A 16905-nucleotide genomic window follows, 5' to 3' on the forward strand; every position below is an offset into this window, starting at 1 on the left:
TCGATCGTGTTCCAGCCCGAGCCCGCACTCGCAGCGTTCCGGTGTGGGATTGCCAGCGTATTCCAAGACTGCGTCCGCACTCTGGTCTCCAATCGGGCACCCCGACCCGGACCGACGAATAGAGCGCAACCATGAAGCCAACCCATCCCGGCCGGCGAGCCGGGCGTGCCGCCACCATGACGCTGGTGGCGTTCGCCGCCGTCGGCACCGTCGCCGCGGCGGCGGCCGCCTATCACGACACCGACACCGGCACGACGGCGAACAGCACCGGCGATCAATCGGCCGACACGGGCGATCCGGCCCCCGCCGCCACCGACGGCTCGGCGCCGCAGTTGGGATCCGGCTCCGGGCCGGTGCACGCCCACTCGCACGGGTCGTGATGATTCCAGCACACCGAGCCGATCAGGTCGGCACGAGCGAATGGCAGGTCTGGGGAACCACCGCGCGGGTCGTGGTGACCGATCCGGCGGCGCTGACGACTGCCAAGGCGCTGATCGTCGACTATCTCGGCGCTGTCGACAAGGCGTGCAGCAGATTTCGCGACGACTCGGAGATCAGCGAGGTGGCGGCGCGTCCGGGACGGCCCGTTCCGATCGGCGCGCTGCTCGCCGAATATCTGCGGGTCGCGCTCGCGGTGGCCGACGAAACCGACGGCGATGTGGATCCGACGGTGGGAAATGTGTTGCGGGACTTGGGTTATGACCGCGACTTCGCACTTCTCGCCGGTGCGGCCGCTCCGGTCCGGGCGGTGGTGACTCGCCGCGCCGACTGGACACAGGTGCTGCTCACCGACCAGGAGGTGACGGTACCGCCGGGTGTGCTGCTCGACCTCGGCGCCACCGCCAAGGCGCACGCCGCGGACCGGTGCGCGCGGCTCGTCCGCGATCGGCTGGGCTGCGGCGTTCTGGTCGCCCTCGGCGGCGATATCGCGACCGCGGGCCCGGCGCCCGGCGACGGCTGGCAGATCCTGGTCCGGGACGAGCCCGCCGAGCCGAGTTCGCATATCCGGTTACCCGGCGCGGCGGCGCTTGCCACGTCGAGTACGGTGCGGCGTCGCTGGTTGCGCGGCGCAGAGTTGGTGCACCACATCGTCGACCCGCGCACTTGCGTTGCCGCCGAACCCATTTGGCGGACGGTATCGGTGGCCGCCGCATCGTGTGTGACGGCCAACGCCGCGAGCACCGCCGCGATCGTCCGCGGCGGATCCGCGCCGGCCTGGCTGCGCGGGCGCGGCCTGCCCGCACGGCTCGTCGCCCGCGACGGCAAGGTGATCACGCTCGGCGGCTGGCCCGCGGACAGGGGCAGGCGATGACTCGGGCGGGAATCGACCAGGCGCTGTGGGCATTCGGGCGCGGCAGCGGCATCGTGGCGCTGGTGCTGCTGACCATCGCGGTCGCGGCCGGAATCGCGGCCAGGTCGGGGCGCGCGATCCTGCTGCCGCGCACCGGTTTGGCCGAATTCCACCGTGGCGCAGCGCTTTCGGCGACCGCACTGGTCGGCCTGCATATGCTCGGTCTGCTCGCCGATCCGCGGGCACAACTGCGGCTGATCGATCTGCTGGTGCCGTTCGCCGGACAGTACCGGCCGATGTGGTTGGGGTTCGGGACCGTCGCGGTCGATCTGCTCGCCGCGGTCGTGCTCTCCGCGCTGCTGCGACATCGCATCGGGCCGTTGGCATTCCGGATCGTGCACTGGGCCGCCTATCTCCTGTGGCCGGTGGCGCTGCTGCACGCGGTGGGCACCGGCACCGACAACACACGGCCGTGGCTGCTCACCGTGGTGGCCGCATGCGTCCTCACCATCGCCGCCGCCGTCATCTGGCGGACGAGCGGCGAATTCACCGAGTACCGCCGGAGTCCCCGATGACCACACAGCTGCCGTACCCACGCTCGGCCGCGCCGGTGGGCGCCCGCAGGCTGCTCGCCGCCCCGGATCCGAGCCTGGCCGCGCACCTCGCCTGTTACGGACAACAACCGCCGCAACGGGATTCGGCCGCGCTGATCGCCGCCGTCGTGGCGGCGGGATTGCGGGGCCGCGGCGGCGCCGGATTTCCGGTCGCCCGCAAATTGGCCGCCGTGGCCGCGGGTCGGCGCGCGATCGTCATCGCCAACGGGGCCGAGGGGGAACCGGACAGCCACAAGGACGCGACACTGCTGACCCGCGCACCACACCTCGTGCTGGACGGCCTGTCCGCCGCGGCCGCCGCGGTCGGAGCCCGCGAATGTCACCTCTACGCTCCCGCGCCGCTGCTCGAACCGGTCCGGCGCGCGCTCGACGAGCGTACGGCATCCGGATACGACCGCACGCGCGTCGAAATCACCACGGCCGCAGACGGTTTCCTTGCCGGTGAGAAGACGGCCGTCATCAACCGACTTGCGGGCCGCGCACCCATCCCGTCCGACCAGTTGATCAGCACTTCGCAGGCCGGGCTGCGGGGACGCCCGACGCTGATCCAGAACGTGGAAACGCTGGCACATCTGGCGTTGATCGCCCGCTACGGGCCCCGCTGGTATCGCGGCGCCGGAACCGGCGACGAGCCGGGCACCATGCTCGTCACCCTTTCGGGAACCGCCGTCACCGGCGTCGTCGAGGCCGAATTCGGCTGCAGTCTAACGGATTTGATCGAGAACGCGGGCAAGACCGACCTCGCCGGTGTCCGTGCCGTCCTGATCGGCGGCTATCACGGCTCCTGGATTCCGCGCGCCGCGCTGCATCGCGCGACGCTCGCCACGGCGACTCTGCGACCGCTGCATGCGAGTCTCGGCGCGGGCGTCGTCAGGGTGCTGTCGCGCACCGAATGCGGTCTGCGCGCCACCGCCGACATCACCGCATATCTCGCCGCACAGAGTGCCGGGCGCTGTGGTCCCTGCCGAAACGGACTCCCCCAGTTGGCCGCCCGGCTCACCGAACTGGCCTACGGCCCGGCCGGAGATCCCTCCGAGATCGCCCGGCTGGCCGGGTTGGTCGACGGTCGCGGCGCCTGCCACCACCCCGACGGCACCGCCCGCCTGGTGCGCTCCGCGCTCACCGTCTTCGCCGACGACCTCGCGCCGCACCTGCGCGGCGCCTGCCATGCCTCGGCCCGAACCAGAGAGACCGTGCCGCGATGACCCCGAAAACCTGGCGACTGCATATTGATTGGACCCGCTGCGACGGCCGCGGCCTGTGCGCCGAACTACTTCCCGAACTCCTCGCCCGCGACGACTGGGGCTACCCGCTCGCACCCGGTCGCGGCGATCCCGCACTCGAAATCCGCCAGCTCGGGGCCGCCACCGACGCCGCGGCCCTGTGCCCGCGCCTGGCCCTCACCCTCATACCGCCCTCGCGGTGACGTAGGCACAGCAGGTCACACCGTCAGGGGACCATCGGCCTCCGTCGATGGTGGCGATATGCCCTCCTGGCGGTGGGTGAGCGGGCGGACAGTGAACATGTCGGGCGGTTTACCGGCCCCGGCCGTCTTACCACGGTTACCGAACTCCACTCCGCTATCGAGGTCCGGCATGACAACCACCGAAATCGCCTCCGCGCCACTGTTGTTACGCGGGGAAGAGCTGATCCTTCCGGCCGGGGACGCCGAATTGGCCGGGCTGCTGCGGATTCCCGAGCAGCCGACCGGCGTCGTCGTCTTCGCGCACGGCAGCGGCAGCGACCGGCGCAGCCCGCGCAACAGGTTCGTCGGCGACATCTTCGCCGGGCACGGCCTGACGACGGTGACGATCGACCTGCTGACCCCCACTGAGACAACCGATCTCACGAAGATATTCGATATCGAACTGCTCGGCGGCAGGCTCGCCGCGGTGCGCCGCCTGCTGTGGGCGCTGCCGGGTTGCCGCAGACTTCCCGTGGGACTCTTCGGCGTCGGCACCGATGCGCCCGTAACGCTTTGGGCGGCAGCCGAACTCGGCGGCGATATCGGCGCCGCCGTGGTGCGCGGCGGCCGGCCCGATCTGGCCGGTGACCGGTTGGCCGACATACTCGCCCCGACGCTGTTCCTGGTCGGCGGGCAGGACCCGCGGGTGCGCGAACTCAATCGGCGTGCGGCGAAATCGCTCTGCTGCGTGCACCGCGTCACCGAACTGACGGGCCTCGGCAGCGGGCCGAACGAATTCCGGCTGTCGAGGTCGGCCGCGTATCTGGCGGCGGTCTGGTTCGCCGAGCACCTGACACCGATGGCGCAACCGTACGACGTGTCGGCGATATCGGCGACGCGATGATCGCGGCGACCAAAGTCTTCGGCGCAGCGGCCGAATTGCTCTCGATTCGAGTGGCCGTTCGGCGGACCGTTCCAGGTATGCGGACAACAACGGCATTCGGGGTCGGTGTGGCGACCTACTTCGCGGGACTTGCGATCGGATATCAGGTTCTGCTGCGCAAGAAGTGTCTGACCTGGGGTGCGAGCGCCGACGAGGTGGCGCGGACCATGCCGGGTGACGAACTGCTCGGCAGGCCCGACATCGTGACGACCAGGGCGATCGAGATCGAGGCGGAGCCGGCGCGGATCTGGCCGTGGCTGGTGCAGATGGGACCCGGGCGCGGCGGTGCGTACACCTACGACTGGGTCGAGAATCTGCTCGGCCTGGATATGCACAGTGCGGACGAGATCCTGCCGCAGTTCCAGAATCTGTGCGAGGGCGATGTTCTCGCGCTCGGCGAGCAGGGCCCGAAAATGCGGGCCGCCATCGTCGAGCCGCCGCATATCCTCGTTTTCGCCTCGACGGACGGGAATTGGGTGTGGGCGTTCAGCCTCTATCCGAGTGAGCGCGGTACTCGGCTGGTGAGCCGCAATCGCATCGCGCTGCCCGGCGCGAACGTCGCATCCCGCCTCTTCTACCGGCTGATCATGGAGCCGGGCAGTCTGATCATGGAACGAAAGATGTTGCTGGGGCTCAAAGAACGGAGCGAACGAGCGCGGCCGACAGAGCGGGCCACCCAACCGGCCACCGCGGCGCAGAGCTGAATTCTGGATCCGGCATGTACGACTCCGCGCGACCCGCGGCCAGCGGTCCCCGCGGCACCCGACCGCCTTACGACGCCGTACTTTTCGATATGGACGGTGTGGTCACCGATACCGCGAACATCCACGCGGCGGCGTGGAAGCAGCTGTTCGACAGCGTCTTACCGCGGATCGAAACCACAACGCCGCCACGCCCTTTCGGCGGCGACGACTACAGTAGGCTGATCGACGGCAAGGCGAGGATCGACGGGGTGACCGCCTTTCTGAAATCCAGGGGCATCACCCTGCCGCCGGGCGCCGCCGACGACCCGGACGACGCGCTGACCGTGGCCGGACTGGCCGATCGCAAGAACACGATCTTCCTGGAAATGCTTGCCCGGCAACCGGTTCACGTCTTTCCCGGCACGGTGGACCTGGTGCGCAGGCTGCGGCGGGGCCGGGTGCGCACCGCACTGGTGACGGCGAGCAAGAACGCCCGCGCCATCCTGCGCTCCGCGGGTCTGAGCGAGGACTTCGACACCGTCGTCGACGGCACCGTCGCCGAAGAGCTCGGACTGCCCGGAAAACCCGATCCCGCGATGTATCTGGAGGCGGCACACCGACTCGGCGTGCCGCCGGGGCGCACGGTGGTGGTCGAGGACGCGCCGTCGGGGGTGCGCGCGGGCGCGAACGGCGGTTTCGGGCTGGTGGTCGGCGTCGACCGGGTGCACCATCCCGACGTGCTGACCGCCGCGGGCGCCGATATCGTCGTACACGACGTCAGCGAATTGGATCTCGGTGTGCTGCTGACCGATCCGTGGGTGCTCGGTTACGGCGGCTACGATCCGGCGCACGAGGGTCAGCGCGAGGCGCTCACCGCGCTGTGCAACGGCTACCTCGGCACTCGCGGCGCGGCGCCCGAATTCCGTTGCGACGACGCGCATTACCCAGGAACCTACCTTGCGGGCGTGTACAACCGGTGCACAGGTTCCGCCGGCGGCCGGGTCATCGAGGACGAGCATATGGTCAACGCACCGGACTGGCTGCCGTTCGATGTGCGCGTCGGCAACGGCTGGTTGTCCGAAGGTCTGCTCACGGTGCGCGACGAGCGCCGCGACCTCGATCTGCGCACCGGCGTCCTCACCAGATCCGCGGTATTGGTCGAACCGCTCGGCCGCGCCCTGCGGCTGACCCAGCGGCGCCTGGTTTCGATGGCCCGGCCACACCTGGCCGCCTTGGAGACGACGCTGCAGGCGCACGGGTGGAGCGGTCAGGTGGAGATACGCTCCGGCGTAAACGGCGGGGTGACGAACGCCAATGTTCCTGAATATCAAGCATTTTCGCATTGCCACCTGACCAGGATCACCGGCGAGGCGGTCGATCCGGCGACGCTGCTGGTCCAGGCGGAGACGAGCAGCAGCCGGATCCGGATCGCGCTCGCCGCCCGCACCAGGGTGCGCGGACAGCCCGGAATACTGCCACGGCTCGAAACCCTCGGCGTCGCACAGTATTTCCACCGCTTCCCGATACGATTGCGGGATGGATACCCAGTGGTCGTCGACAAGATCGTCGCCATCGTCACCTCGCGCGATACCGCCATCGCCTCCCCCGCGCTCGGGGCCGCTGCCGAATTAGCGCGTGCACCAAGGGATTTCGAGGCGCTGCTGCCCGAGCACCGCGCCGCGTGGCGGCAGCTGTGGGACCAGTTCGGAATCGAACTCGACGGCGCGGACACCAGGACCCGGCTGGTGTTCGACCTGCACCTGTTCCACCTGGCGCAGACGATCACCCGGCACACCGCCGACCTCGACGCCGGCGTGCCCGCGCGGGGCCTGCACGGCGAAGGCTATCGCGGGCACGTGTTCTGGGACGAGCTGTTCGTGCTGCCGGTGCTCACACTGTATCTGCCGGAGGTGGCCAAGGCGGTGCTGCGCTATCGGTCACGGCGGCTGCCCGCGGCCCGATTCGCCGCCGCCGGAGCGGGTTTGGCGGGCGCGCTGTTCCCGTGGCAGAGCGGCAGCGACGGCAGGGAGGAGACCCCGGCCCGGCTGTTCAATCCGCGTTCGGGACACTGGATCGCCGACAACTCCGCTCGGCAACGCCATGTCGGGCTCGCCGTCGCCTACAACGCCTGGCAGTTCTACGAATGCACCGGCGACCTGGACTGGCTCGCCGAATACGGCGCCGAGTTGATCGTCGAGGTGGCAAGGCTTTTCACCGCGCTGGCGAGTTACGACCCGATCGAGGACCGATATCACATCGCGGGCGTGATGGGTCCCGACGAATACCACGACGGCTATCCGGACACGCCGGGCAGCGGTGTGCGCGACAACGCCTACACCAATGTGCTCACCGCCTGGGTCTGCGGCAAGGCGGTGGAAACCCTCGACCTGCTGAACGGGCATGGTCGCGAAACCCTGTGCGCCAGACTGGGAATCGACGACCCGCAGGAGTACGCGGCATGGCAGGGGCTCAGCGCCAGAATGGCCGTGCCGTTCCACGACGGCGTCATCAGCCAGTTCGACGGCTATGCCGATCTCGCCGAATTCGATTGGCCCGCTTACCGGCAGCGCTACGGCAATATCGGCAGGCTGGATCTGATCCTGGAGGCCGAGGGCGACAGCACCAACCGCTACAAGCTGTGCAAGCAGGCCGATGTGCTCATGCTCATCTACCTGCTCGGCCCGGGAAAGCTGCTGGCCGTACTCGACCGGCTCGGCTATCCCGGCGACCGCGCGACCCTCGACCGCACCCTCGACTACTATCTGGCGCGCTGCGCGGACGGTTCGACGCTGAGCGAGGTGGTGCACGCCTCGGTACTGGCCCGGATGCGGCCCGACGCGGCCTGGTCGGTGTTCCAGCAGGCGCTCGTCGCCGATCTGGACGACACCCAGGGCGGCACCACGGCGCACGGCATCCACCTCGGCGCAATGGCGGGCACCATCGATATCGTCATCCGGTCCTTCGCCGGGCTGCGCTGCCACGGCGATCGGCTCACCTTCGATCCACGCCTGCCCCGCGAGCTGACCGGCGTGCGTTTCGGCCTGCACTATCGCGGCCAGCGCATCGATATCGCGCTCGATCACCACCGGTTGCGGCTCACCAGCAGGCATGGCGCCCCGGTGGCGGATATCGAAATCGATGTCGCGGGCGCCAAGGCCACACTCGGCGCCGGGCAGATGCGGGAATTCGACCTGCGCCCGCCGGACGGCGGCTACCCGCTGCCCGCCGAATAGCCCGAGGACGCACGGCCTTCGGACCGGTGACCTTCGCCCGTCTCCGGCGGCGGCGATCCGCGCGAGGCTGGAGGAAACCCGATCGACGGAGGTCATCGTGCAGACATTCAGCGGAAGAAGTGCGATCGTCACCGGCGGCGCGCGCGGAATCGGCGCGGCCATCGTGCGGGCGTTGGCGAAGGAGCATATCGCGGTCGTCATCGCGGATCTGCTCGAGCGCGACGGCACCGAACTGGCCCGCTCGCTCGGCGGCGACGTCATGTTCCAGCGCCTCGACGTCACCGACGAAAACAGTTGGCGCGCCGCGATAGACCAGACCGAGGCGACCTTCGGCCCGCTCGCGGTGCTGGTCAACAATGCGGGCATCCTCGACTTCGGCGGTGTCGAATCCGAATCGCCGGCGCTGTTCCGGCACGTGATCGATGTCAACCTGTACGGCTCCTGGCTCGGCATGCATCTGGCCGCGCCGCGGCTGCGGGCCGCCGGCGACGGCGTGATCGTCAATATCTCCTCCACCGCCGGGCTGATCGGCTATGCGGGCATCGGCGGTTATGTGGCGAGCAAATGGGGGTTGCGCGGACTGACCAAGGCGGCGGCCGTCGAACTCGGCCCGGCGGGGATCCGGGTGTGCTCGGTGCATCCCGGGCCGATCCATACCCCGATGACCGCCGGCCTCAGCGAATCCACTGCCGCCGCACAGCCTTTGGCCCGTTTCGGCGAACCGGAGGAGGTGGCCGCGATGGTCCGCTTCCTGATCACCGAGGCGACCTTCTCCACCGGATCGGAATTCGTACTCGACGGCGGCGCGACCGCGGGCCAAACCCTGCCGCTGCCGAGCTGATCGGCGAATACGACCGTCATCGACGATAAGGAACGAATAATGCTCAGCAGGCATCCCGATCACGAAACCATCCGTGCCGCATTGGCATTGGCCGTGCGCGCGCCCTCGGTGCACAATACCCAGCCGTGGCAGTGGCGGGTCGGGGACACCACCGTCCACCTGTACGCCGACGAGACCAGACGGCTGGCGCTCACCGATCCGGACGGCCGCGATCTACTGCTCAGCTGCGGCGCCGCGCTGCACCACTTCCGGGTGGCCATGCGCTCGTTCGGCTGGCATACGGTGGTGCACCGGCTGCCGAATCCCGCTGAGCCGCAACATCTCGCATCGATCGAATTCAGCGCGGCCACCCCGACCGCCGATGTCGTCGAGTTGACGAGGGCGATCAATCACCGGCGCACCGATCGGCGCCGCACCACCTCGTGGGAGGTGCCGCGATCGCATATCGACGCGATCCGCGCGGCGGGTGACGCCGAGGGTGCGCTGGTGTCCGAGATTCCGGGTGGACAGCACCGCACCCGCCTGGTCCGGGCGTTCGAAACGGCCGCCGCACAGCATCGCGACAGCCGCGGCTACCAGGCCGAGCTCGCCGCGTGGAGCGGACGGCACGCGGCGCTGGAGGGTGTGCCGTCGCGCAACGCCGTCCTCGCCGACGATCCGCTGACCAGGGAATTCCACGGACCGACCCTCGTCGAGGCCGTACTGCACGACCTGAACGACCGCGGCGATCTGCTGCTCGTGCACACCGCCTCGGACGACCGGATATCCCGGCTGCGCGCGGGTGAGGCGGCCAGCGCGGCACTGCTCACCGCGACCTCGTTCGGTTTGGCGACCTGTCCGCTCACCGAGCCGTTCGAAGTGCCGGGCACCCGCGACCTGGTGCGCGCGGATGTGCTGTCCGACAGCGGTTTTCCACAGCTGATCATCCGGATCGGCTGGGCGGCAACAAGTGCCGCGAAGGTTCCGCCGACACCGCGCCGGCCGCTCGCCGACGTCGTACGATCGCTCTGAAGTTCCGGAACCCGGTAGTGACGGCTACCGGGTTCCGTTGTGTCGCGCGGCATTTCAACGATTATCGAGCACACCCTTGACGACCATCAGGCCGAATGCGCAGGCGATCACCACGATCAGCGCCCAGGACGGCAGCAGGCCCACCGCGCCGACGATGATGGTCACGGCCACCAGCGTCACACCGAGCAATACGATCAATTGACCGGGCAGATCCCGATGTTCACCGCGGGCGCTCATCGTTCGGCCTTCGTTCCACCGTTGGCGTGCAGTGTCGCCAACCTGGCGGTGTATTCCTGCTCATCGATCTCCCCACGGGCGAAGCGTTCCGCGAGCAGATGTTCCGCGGTCGGCGGCGCGGCCGGATGTGGATGATTCGCGATCGACCTGAGCAGGTAGCGAATCGCGACCACGAACGCCACTATCAGCAATGCCCAGAACAGCACCATTCCGATACCCATGCCGGCGTATCCCCAGCCGCTGACACCGTCGTCGTACCAGCCGCACATCGTCGTCTCCTTTCGATCGGTTCGCGGCACCGCCGCGTTCCTTCACTGTCGAGGCGGCCGCGGGCCCGGCGGCAGGGCCGATCGCCACCATTGCGCGGGTACAAGGCCCGCAGGTGGCGGGGCCGTGCGGAATCGGGGTCCGACGACTCGGCGAGCCGGGGACTTTCTTCCCTGCTGAGCGGGCCGCCACCGGCGGGATGCTCATAGCCGAGAAGGGATCGACACCGCCGGAAAGAGGTAGCTCACATGTCCGCGTATCCGTCGCTCGCGCTGCGCACTTGGCGGATCCTGCCCTGGAGTCCGAATCCGCTGATGCGGATGACCGATCGGCTCGAATCGCTCGTGCGGTGCGTGCTGCTGATCGGCTGTCTGCTCGCCGTTCCGATCGCGGGTGCGGTCGGCACCACGACATATACCGCCACCGCGGCCCGGATCAATACCGAGAACCAGGGCAAGACCGCTGTCGCCGCGACCCTGCTGGCCGATCCCGAATTCGACAAGGCCACCCACGGTTACACCGCATCCGCCGACTGGACCGGCGCGGGCGGCACGATCACCGCGCCGGTGCCGACGGTGGCCACCGCGGCCCGCGGCGACCGGGTCACGGTATGGCTCGGCCCCGACGGCAAACCGGTCGCCGACCCGCGCCGGCCCAGCGACGCCGCGGTCGCCGGAATAGGCGCCGCCGCAGCGATTCTCATGTCCGCGCTGATCATCGCCGTCGGCGCCGACCTCGGCAGCCACTGGGTCGCCGACCGCCGCCGCCACGCCCGATGGGATCGCGAATGGCGTCAGGTGAATCGCCCGCTGAAGGAGGACAGGCAGTAATGACAACCGCGATGCGCGGCGGCGCAACCGAACACCGGTGGCCGTCGATCGAGAAATCCGAGATCCAGCGGGCCGAGGCGAATCTCACCGACTACGACCGCGCGCGGCGCGAATTCGACTGGGCAGACGCGCGATCCGAATTAGCGGGGTTACCGGGCGGCGGGGTGAACATCGCCTATGAGGCGGTCGATCGGCATGTGGGCGGCCCACTCGCCCACTCGATCGCGCTGCGCTGCCTGCGCGCCGACGGCGGCGAAACCACCTACGATTACGCCGAACTCGCCGCGGCCAGCGATCGTTTCGCCGCGGTACTGCGTTCGCTCGGGGTACACCGCGGCGACCGCGTCTACACCCTGCTCGGCCGGACACCGCAGCTGTACATCGCCGCACTGGGCGCCTGGAAGGCGGGATGCGTTGTCTGCCCGCTGTTCTCCGCGTTCGGGCCGGAACCGGTGCGCCAGCGGCTGAGCATCGGCGCGGCCACCGTACTGGTCACCTCGTCGGCGCTGTACCGGCGCAAGGTCGCGCCGATCCGCGCCGCCGTGCCGGAACTGCGGCATGTGCTGCTCACCGATACCGAACTGCCGGGCTGCCTGGATCTCGGCGCGGCCATGAACGCGGCCGATCCGTCCTTCCCGATCACCGCGACCGCGCCCGACGACCCGGCGCTGCTGCACTTCACCAGCGGAACCACCGGAAAACCCAAGGGCGCCATCCATGTTCACGGCGCCGTCGCGGCGCACCGGGTCACCGCGCGCTACGCGCTCGATCTGCGCGCCGGCGACACCTTCTGGTGTACCGCGGATCCGGGCTGGGTCACCGGCATGTCCTACGGTGTCATCGCACCGTTGTGCCTGGGCGCCACCATGATCAGCGACGAGGCGGAATTCGACGCGCGCCGCTGGTATCGGATCCTGACCGCGCAGCGGGTCACCGTGTGGTACACCGCGCCGACCGCGCTGCGCATGCTGATGCGCTACGGCGACGAATTACCTTCGGGCACCGACCTTTCGGCACTGCGGTTCATCGCCAGCGTCGGCGAACCGCTCAATCCCGAAGTGGTGGTGTGGGGCGATCGGGTGCTCGGGCGCCCGGTGCACGACAACTGGTGGCAGACCGAGACCGGCGCCATCATGATCGCGAATCTCGCCGCGGCACAGGTCCGTCCGGGTTCGATGGGCCGCCCGCTGCCCGGCGTCGACGCGACCGTGCTGCGCCGCGGCGCGGACGGCCGGGCGGCACTCGACAACGGTTCGGTGACCCCGGCGGCCGACGACGAGCCCGGTGAACTGGCGCTACGGCCGGGCTGGCCGTCCATGTTCCGCGGCTACTGGAACGAATCCGAGCGTTACGCGAAATGTTTCGCCGACGGCTGGTATCTGAGCGGGGATCTGGCGCGGCGTGATTCGGATGGTTACTTCTGGTTCGTCGGACGCGCCGACGACGTCATCAAGACCGCGGGGCATCTCGTCGGGCCGTTCGAGGTGGAGAGCGCGCTGATGGAGCATCCGGCGGTGGCCGAGGCCGGTGTCATCGGCACACCGGATCCGGTGGCGGGCGAGCTGGTCAAGGCGTTCGTACTGCTGCGGCCCGGATTCGCCGAGTCGGAGCAGCTGCGCGCCGAGCTCACCGCGTTCGGCCGCAAGGCGCTCGGCGCGGTGGCGCCCAAGGAGATCGTGTTCACCGACGCGCTGCCGCACACCCGCAGCGGAAAAGTGATGCGGCGCTTGCTGAAGGCCCGCGAGCTCGGTCTGCCCGAGGGCGATATCTCGACACTGGAGGGGGCCTCATGACCGGCACCGACCGCCGGAGCGCGCACAAGCGACGGCTCCCGTCCGTGGCGGTCGTCCCATCCGCCGACGGCGAGGACGAACCGCACATCACCACACCGCAATTCAGCGATGACGAGCGAATCGACATGCTGCGGCAGATGATTCGCATCCGCCGCTTCGAGGAGCGGTGCGTGCAGCTGTACAGCGCCGAGAAGATCCGCGGCTTCCTGCACCTGTACATCGGTGAGGAGGCGGTGGCCGCCGGGATCCTGCGCGAGATCGGACCGGAGGACGCGGTGGTCTCGACCTACCGCGAACACGGGCACGCCATCGCCCGCGGTATCCCCATGACCGCGCTGATGTCCGAAATGTACGGCCGCACAACGGGTTGCAGCCATGGCCGGGGCGGGTCCATGCACCTGTTCGACGCCGGTCGCCGGTTCTACGGCGGCAACGCCATCGTCGGCGGCGGGCTGCCGCTCGCGGTCGGGCTCGGACTCGCCGACGCGATGCGGGGCCTGCCGCGCGTAACGGTCTGCCTGTTCGGCGACGGCGCGGTCGCCGAGGGCGAATTCCACGAATGTCTGAATCTTGCCGCGCTGTGGCGGCTTCCGGTGCTGTTCGCCTGTGAGAACAACCGCTACGCGATGGGTACCGCGCTGGCCCGCGAGCACGCCGTGACCGATCTGGCGCTGCGCGCCTCGACCTACGGTCTGGTGTCCTGGCCGGCCGACGGCATGGATCCGGTCGCCGTCGCGGCGGCCGCCCGGCGGGCGGTGGAATCCATTCGGGCGGGCGGCGGTCCGTGCTTCCTCGAGCTGCGCACCTATCGGTTCCGCGCCCATTCGCTGTACGACGCCGACCGCTACCGCGGCAAACCGGAGATCGAGGAGTGGAAGAAGCGCGATCCGATTCCACTCGTGCAGGCGGCCCTGGTGGAGTCCGGCGCGCTGGACGTAAAAGCCTGCGCCGCACTGACTTCCGCCGCCGACGCGGAGATCGACGCCGCTATCGCCGCCGCCGAATCGGCGCCGCTGGAACCCGTCACCGAACTCACCAGGCACCTCTACGCGGAGCGATCATGACCACCACCTACCGGGATGCGATCCGGGACGCTTTGCGCGAGGCCATAACCCGTGACGATCGCGTCTTCCTCATGGGCGAGGACGTCGGCGCGTACGGCGGCTGCTTCGGGGTGAGCCGTGGCCTGCTCGACGAATTCGGTCCCGAACGAATCCGCGACACACCGCTGAGCGAATCCGCCTTCGTCGGCGCGGGAATCGGTGCGGCGCTGGGCGGTATGCGCCCGATCGTCGAAATCATGACGGTGAACTTCAGCCTGCTGGCGCTCGATCAGATCCTCAACAACGCGGCGACGCTGCGGCACATGTCCGGCGGCCAGTTCGGGGTGCCGCTGGTGATCCGGATGGCCACCGGCGCGGGACGCCAACTGGCGGCACAGCATTCGCACAGCCTGGAGGCGTTCTACGCGCACATCCCCGGATTGCGGGTGGTCTCCCCCGCGACGCTCACCGACGCCCGGACCATGCTGTGGGCCGCACTGCGAGATCCGGATCCGGTGCTCATATTCGAACCCATCGCCCTCTACAACCTGGAGGGCGAGCTGCCCGACGATCCGGCGACCACCGACCTGGTGCACGCCGCGATCCGGCGGCCGGGATCCGATGTCACCGTCGTCGCGTACGGCGGCGCGCTGCGGGTCGCGGAGGCCGCCGCGGCCGAACTCGCAACGGCCGGAATCGATGCCGAGGTCATCGACCTTCGCACGCTGCGGCCCATCGACGAACCCACACTGCTGGAGTCGATTTCGCGGACCCACCGCCTGGTGATCGTTGACGAGGGTTGGCGTAGCGTCGGTGTCGCGGCCGAAATCGCCGCGCGCGCGGCCGAATCCGGCTACTACGAGCTCGACGCGCCGATCCGGCGAGTGTGCACGGCCGAGGTGCCGATCCCCTACGCGCGGCAGCTGGAGGAGGCCGCGCTACCCCGACCCGCCGCCGTCGTCGCGGCGGTCCACGCGGTGGTGAACTGACGTGGCCGACTTCCGGATGCCATCGCTGGGCGCCGACATGACCGAGGGCACGCTACTCGAATGGCGGGTCCACCCCGGCGATACCGTGCACAAGGGCGATATCGTCGCCGAGGTCGACACCGCCAAGGCGGCCATCGAGATCGAATGCTTCGACGACGGGGTGATCGGCGACATCCTGGTGGACGCGGGCGCGACGGTGCCGGTCGGCACGGTGCTCGCGACCATCCGGGCCGCTGCGGAATCGGCGAACTCCGTTGCCGCCGTGCCGGACTCCCGTGAACACGATGCCGCGATCCCTGCGGCACCCGAGCCGGTTACCGCGCCCACCCAGCATCTCGACGACGAACCCTTGGAAATCCGTGCGACACCGCTGATCCGGAAGCTCGCCGAGGCGGCCGGGTTGGACCTGGCGGCCGTGCACGGCTCCGCGCCGGGCGGGCGCATCGTGCGCGCCGATATCGATCGCGCGGTCGCCGAGCAGGGTGTATCGCTACTGGGCTCTACCACCACAGAACCCGAGAGGCACACCGCCGCAGCGTCTTCCGCGGGATCACGGCACGACCGGAAGCGCGTCGGCGCCCATGTGCGCGCGACCGGCTACGCCCGCCGCCTCGCTGCCGAACTCGGCATCGAGCTCGGCGGTATCACCGGAAGCGGCCCCGACGGCGCGGTGCGGGCGGCCGATATCCGTGCGGCACAGTCCAAATCGAAGTCCGGAGCCGACACCGCCGCGCCCACCGGGGACGGATCGGCCGCCGCGTCCCGGCCACACACCGCCGAGCGCGATGCCGCCGCCATGCGCAAGCTCATCGCCGCCGCCATGACCCGGTCGAAACAGACCGTGCCGCACTACTATCTGTCGCGCACCGTCGATATGTCGGCCGCGCTGACCCGGCTGCGCGAAAGCAACAGGCAGGCACCGGTTTCCGAGCGGGTGCTCGCACCTGCCCTGCTGTTGCGGGCGGTCGCGCTGGCCGCGCGCAAGGTGCCCGAGCTCAACGGCCACTGGCGCGACGACGCGTTCCATCCCGCCGCCACCGTCGATCTCGGGATGGTGGTGTCGCTGCGCGGTGGCGGCATCATCGTGCCGACCATCGCAGGCGCGGATCGGCTCTCGGTCACCGAGACCATGGCCGCCATGCGCGGCGCGGTCGCGCGCTGCCGCGACGGTCGCCTGCGTTCCGCCGATGCCGCCCCGGCCACCATCACGGTCACCAATCTCGGTGATCTCGGCGCGGAAACGGTGTACGGGGTGATCGCGGCGCCGCAGGTCGCCATCGTCGGCTTCGGCGCCATCAGCGAACGCCCGTGCGCGGTGGACGGCATGCTCGGGGTCCGGCCGCAGGTGACAGTCACCCTTTCGGCCGATCACCGGGCCAGCGACGGCGCCGTCGGATCCCGCCTGTTGAACGTCGTAGCGGATCTGCTGCAACATCCCGAGGAGTTGTGAATCACCATGACCGTCACCATGTCCCGCGATCAGGCCGACACCGCCGTGCGTGCGGCGCTGCAGGGTTTCGCCACCGACGCCGAGATCGCGGCGCTCGCCCCCGACGAACCGCTGCGCGAAGCGTTGGAACTCGATTCGATCGATTTCCTGACCTTCGTCGAACGACTTTCCGCGCGAAAGGATTTCCGAATCGAGGAGGACGACTACCCGAGGCTGACGACCGTCTCCTCCTGCGTCGACTTCCTCACCGCGCACTGAGGAGGATCAGCATGACC

At 69.3% G+C, this 16905-nt stretch carries 18 protein-coding genes; 16 read left to right on the forward strand and 2 right to left on the reverse strand.

The genetic code is table 11. The annotated features are described in order from the left end of the window. The first annotated feature begins 131 nt into the window (after positions 1-131). The 10 genes from LGY53_RS23930 to LGY53_RS23975 all read left to right on the forward strand — a co-directional run bounded on the left by LGY53_RS23930 (position 132) and on the right by LGY53_RS23975 (position 10021). Entirely contained in the window at positions 132-380 is a 249-nt protein-coding gene (locus LGY53_RS23930; RefSeq protein WP_225728945.1) for a hypothetical protein, read from the forward strand. Next, the gene (locus tag LGY53_RS23935; protein ID WP_225729125.1) at positions 380-1312 is read left to right on the forward strand and encodes an FAD:protein FMN transferase; all 933 of its coding nucleotides are present in this window, start codon (positions 380-382) and stop codon (positions 1310-1312) included. The genes LGY53_RS23930 and LGY53_RS23935 overlap by 1 nt, the downstream gene beginning before the upstream one ends. Beyond that, the gene (locus tag LGY53_RS23940) at positions 1309-1866 is read left to right on the forward strand and encodes a ferric reductase-like transmembrane domain-containing protein (protein ID WP_225728946.1); all 558 of its coding nucleotides are present in this window, start codon (positions 1309-1311) and stop codon (positions 1864-1866) included. Before LGY53_RS23935 ends, LGY53_RS23940 begins: the two co-directional genes overlap by 4 nt. Beyond that, positions 1863-3110, forward strand: coding sequence for an NADH-ubiquinone oxidoreductase-F iron-sulfur binding region domain-containing protein (locus tag LGY53_RS23945; protein WP_225728947.1), 1248 nt, complete (start codon positions 1863-1865; stop codon positions 3108-3110). The genes LGY53_RS23940 and LGY53_RS23945 overlap by 4 nt, the downstream gene beginning before the upstream one ends. Continuing rightward, positions 3107-3331: a ferredoxin gene (locus LGY53_RS23950; protein ID WP_225728948.1), complete on the forward strand. Its 225-nt coding sequence runs from the start codon at positions 3107-3109 to the stop codon at positions 3329-3331. The genes LGY53_RS23945 and LGY53_RS23950 overlap by 4 nt, the downstream gene beginning before the upstream one ends. A 169-nt stretch (positions 3332-3500) precedes the next feature. Continuing rightward, a complete protein-coding gene (locus LGY53_RS23955) occupies positions 3501-4214 on the forward strand; it encodes a dienelactone hydrolase family protein (protein WP_225728949.1) in 714 nt (237 codons plus the stop codon). 77 nt (positions 4215-4291) lie between these two features. Then, on the forward strand, positions 4292-4957 hold the full coding sequence (locus LGY53_RS23960; RefSeq protein ID WP_225728950.1) for an SRPBCC family protein: 666 nt from the start codon (positions 4292-4294) through the stop codon (positions 4955-4957). 14 nt (positions 4958-4971) lie between these two features. Continuing rightward, complete coding sequence (locus LGY53_RS23965) at positions 4972-8169, forward strand: beta-phosphoglucomutase family hydrolase (RefSeq protein WP_225728951.1); 3198 nt, start codon at positions 4972-4974, stop codon at positions 8167-8169. Between the two features lie 97 nt (positions 8170-8266). Next, on the forward strand, positions 8267-9010 hold the full coding sequence (locus tag LGY53_RS23970; RefSeq protein ID WP_225728952.1) for an SDR family NAD(P)-dependent oxidoreductase: 744 nt from the start codon (positions 8267-8269) through the stop codon (positions 9008-9010). Positions 9011-9049: 39 nt separating this feature from the next. Continuing rightward, positions 9050-10021, forward strand: a complete 972-nt coding sequence (locus tag LGY53_RS23975; protein WP_225728953.1) for a nitroreductase family protein — start codon at positions 9050-9052, stop codon at positions 10019-10021. A gap of 54 nt (positions 10022-10075) precedes the next feature. Here the strand turns inward: LGY53_RS23975 and LGY53_RS23980 are convergent, their stop codons facing one another. Together LGY53_RS23980 and LGY53_RS23985 are read right to left on the reverse strand one after the other, a co-directional pair. After that, positions 10076-10258 carry a hypothetical protein gene (locus tag LGY53_RS23980; RefSeq protein ID WP_225728954.1) on the reverse strand — a complete coding sequence of 61 codons (183 nt, stop codon included), beginning with the start codon at positions 10256-10258 and terminating at the stop codon, positions 10076-10078. Continuing rightward, a complete protein-coding gene (locus tag LGY53_RS23985; protein ID WP_225729126.1) occupies positions 10255-10527 on the reverse strand; it encodes an SHOCT domain-containing protein in 273 nt (90 codons plus the stop codon). The genes LGY53_RS23980 and LGY53_RS23985 overlap by 4 nt, the downstream gene beginning before the upstream one ends. Before the next feature lie 246 nt (positions 10528-10773). On the opposite strand from LGY53_RS23985, the gene LGY53_RS23990 reads away from it, so the two are divergent. From LGY53_RS23990 to LGY53_RS24015, 6 genes are read left to right on the forward strand one after another with little or no spacing between them, the layout of a single operon-like run. Further along, positions 10774-11355: a hypothetical protein gene (locus LGY53_RS23990; RefSeq protein WP_225728955.1), complete on the forward strand. Its 582-nt coding sequence runs from the start codon at positions 10774-10776 to the stop codon at positions 11353-11355. A gap of 11 nt (positions 11356-11366) precedes the next feature. Then, positions 11367-13148: an acetate--CoA ligase gene (acsA, locus tag LGY53_RS23995; RefSeq protein WP_374111230.1), complete on the forward strand. Its 1782-nt coding sequence runs from the start codon at positions 11367-11369 to the stop codon at positions 13146-13148. Beyond that, positions 13145-14212 (forward strand): pyruvate dehydrogenase (acetyl-transferring) E1 component subunit alpha, encoded by a 1068-nt coding sequence (gene pdhA / locus LGY53_RS24000; protein ID WP_225728957.1) that lies wholly within the window; start codon positions 13145-13147, stop codon positions 14210-14212. Before acsA ends, pdhA begins: the two co-directional genes overlap by 4 nt. Continuing rightward, on the forward strand, positions 14209-15180 hold the full coding sequence (locus tag LGY53_RS24005; protein ID WP_225728958.1) for an alpha-ketoacid dehydrogenase subunit beta: 972 nt from the start codon (positions 14209-14211) through the stop codon (positions 15178-15180). Before pdhA ends, LGY53_RS24005 begins: the two co-directional genes overlap by 4 nt. A 1-nt stretch (position 15181) precedes the next feature. Continuing rightward, entirely contained in the window at positions 15182-16630 is a 1449-nt protein-coding gene (locus LGY53_RS24010) for a 2-oxo acid dehydrogenase subunit E2 (RefSeq protein ID WP_225728959.1), read from the forward strand. A 6-nt stretch (positions 16631-16636) separates the two neighbouring features. After that, complete coding sequence (locus tag LGY53_RS24015) at positions 16637-16888, forward strand: acyl carrier protein (RefSeq protein WP_225728960.1); 252 nt, start codon at positions 16637-16639, stop codon at positions 16886-16888. Positions 16889-16905: the final 17 nt, after the last annotated feature.

It is taken from the genome of Nocardia sp. JCM 34519.1 (assembly GCF_020361265.1).
Taxonomy (GTDB): domain Bacteria; phylum Actinomycetota; class Actinomycetes; order Mycobacteriales; family Mycobacteriaceae; genus Nocardia; species Nocardia arthritidis_A.

Excerpts from the sequence above, each read along its gene's own strand:
- LGY53_RS23930 (WP_225728945.1), top strand. The coding sequence starts at position 132 with ATGAAGCCAACCCATCCCGGCCGGCGAGCCGGGCGTGCCGCCACCATG.
- LGY53_RS23935 (WP_225729125.1), top strand. The coding sequence starts at position 380 with ATGATTCCAGCACACCGAGCCGATCAGGTCGGCACGAGCGAATGGCAG.
- LGY53_RS23950 (WP_225728948.1), top strand. The coding sequence starts at position 3,107 with ATGACCCCGAAAACCTGGCGACTGCATATTGATTGGACCCGCTGCGAC.
- LGY53_RS23940 (WP_225728946.1), top strand. The coding sequence starts at position 1,309 with ATGACTCGGGCGGGAATCGACCAGGCGCTGTGGGCATTCGGGCGCGGC.
- LGY53_RS24005 (WP_225728958.1), top strand. The coding sequence starts at position 14,209 with ATGACCACCACCTACCGGGATGCGATCCGGGACGCTTTGCGCGAGGCC.
- LGY53_RS23980 (WP_225728954.1), bottom strand. The coding sequence starts at position 10,258 with ATGAGCGCCCGCGGTGAACATCGGGATCTGCCCGGTCAATTGATCGTA.
- LGY53_RS24015 (WP_225728960.1), top strand. The coding sequence starts at position 16,637 with ATGACCGTCACCATGTCCCGCGATCAGGCCGACACCGCCGTGCGTGCG.
- LGY53_RS23990 (WP_225728955.1), top strand. The coding sequence starts at position 10,774 with ATGTCCGCGTATCCGTCGCTCGCGCTGCGCACTTGGCGGATCCTGCCC.
- LGY53_RS23945 (WP_225728947.1), top strand. The coding sequence starts at position 1,863 with ATGACCACACAGCTGCCGTACCCACGCTCGGCCGCGCCGGTGGGCGCC.
- LGY53_RS23955 (WP_225728949.1), top strand. The coding sequence starts at position 3,501 with ATGACAACCACCGAAATCGCCTCCGCGCCACTGTTGTTACGCGGGGAA.
- acsA (WP_374111230.1), top strand. The coding sequence starts at position 11,367 with ATGCGCGGCGGCGCAACCGAACACCGGTGGCCGTCGATCGAGAAATCC.
- LGY53_RS23985 (WP_225729126.1), bottom strand. The coding sequence starts at position 10,527 with ATGTGCGGCTGGTACGACGACGGTGTCAGCGGCTGGGGATACGCCGGC.
- LGY53_RS23965 (WP_225728951.1), top strand. The coding sequence starts at position 4,972 with ATGTACGACTCCGCGCGACCCGCGGCCAGCGGTCCCCGCGGCACCCGA.
- pdhA (WP_225728957.1), top strand. The coding sequence starts at position 13,145 with ATGACCGGCACCGACCGCCGGAGCGCGCACAAGCGACGGCTCCCGTCC.
- LGY53_RS23960 (WP_225728950.1), top strand. The coding sequence starts at position 4,292 with ATGCGGACAACAACGGCATTCGGGGTCGGTGTGGCGACCTACTTCGCG.
- LGY53_RS23975 (WP_225728953.1), top strand. The coding sequence starts at position 9,050 with ATGCTCAGCAGGCATCCCGATCACGAAACCATCCGTGCCGCATTGGCA.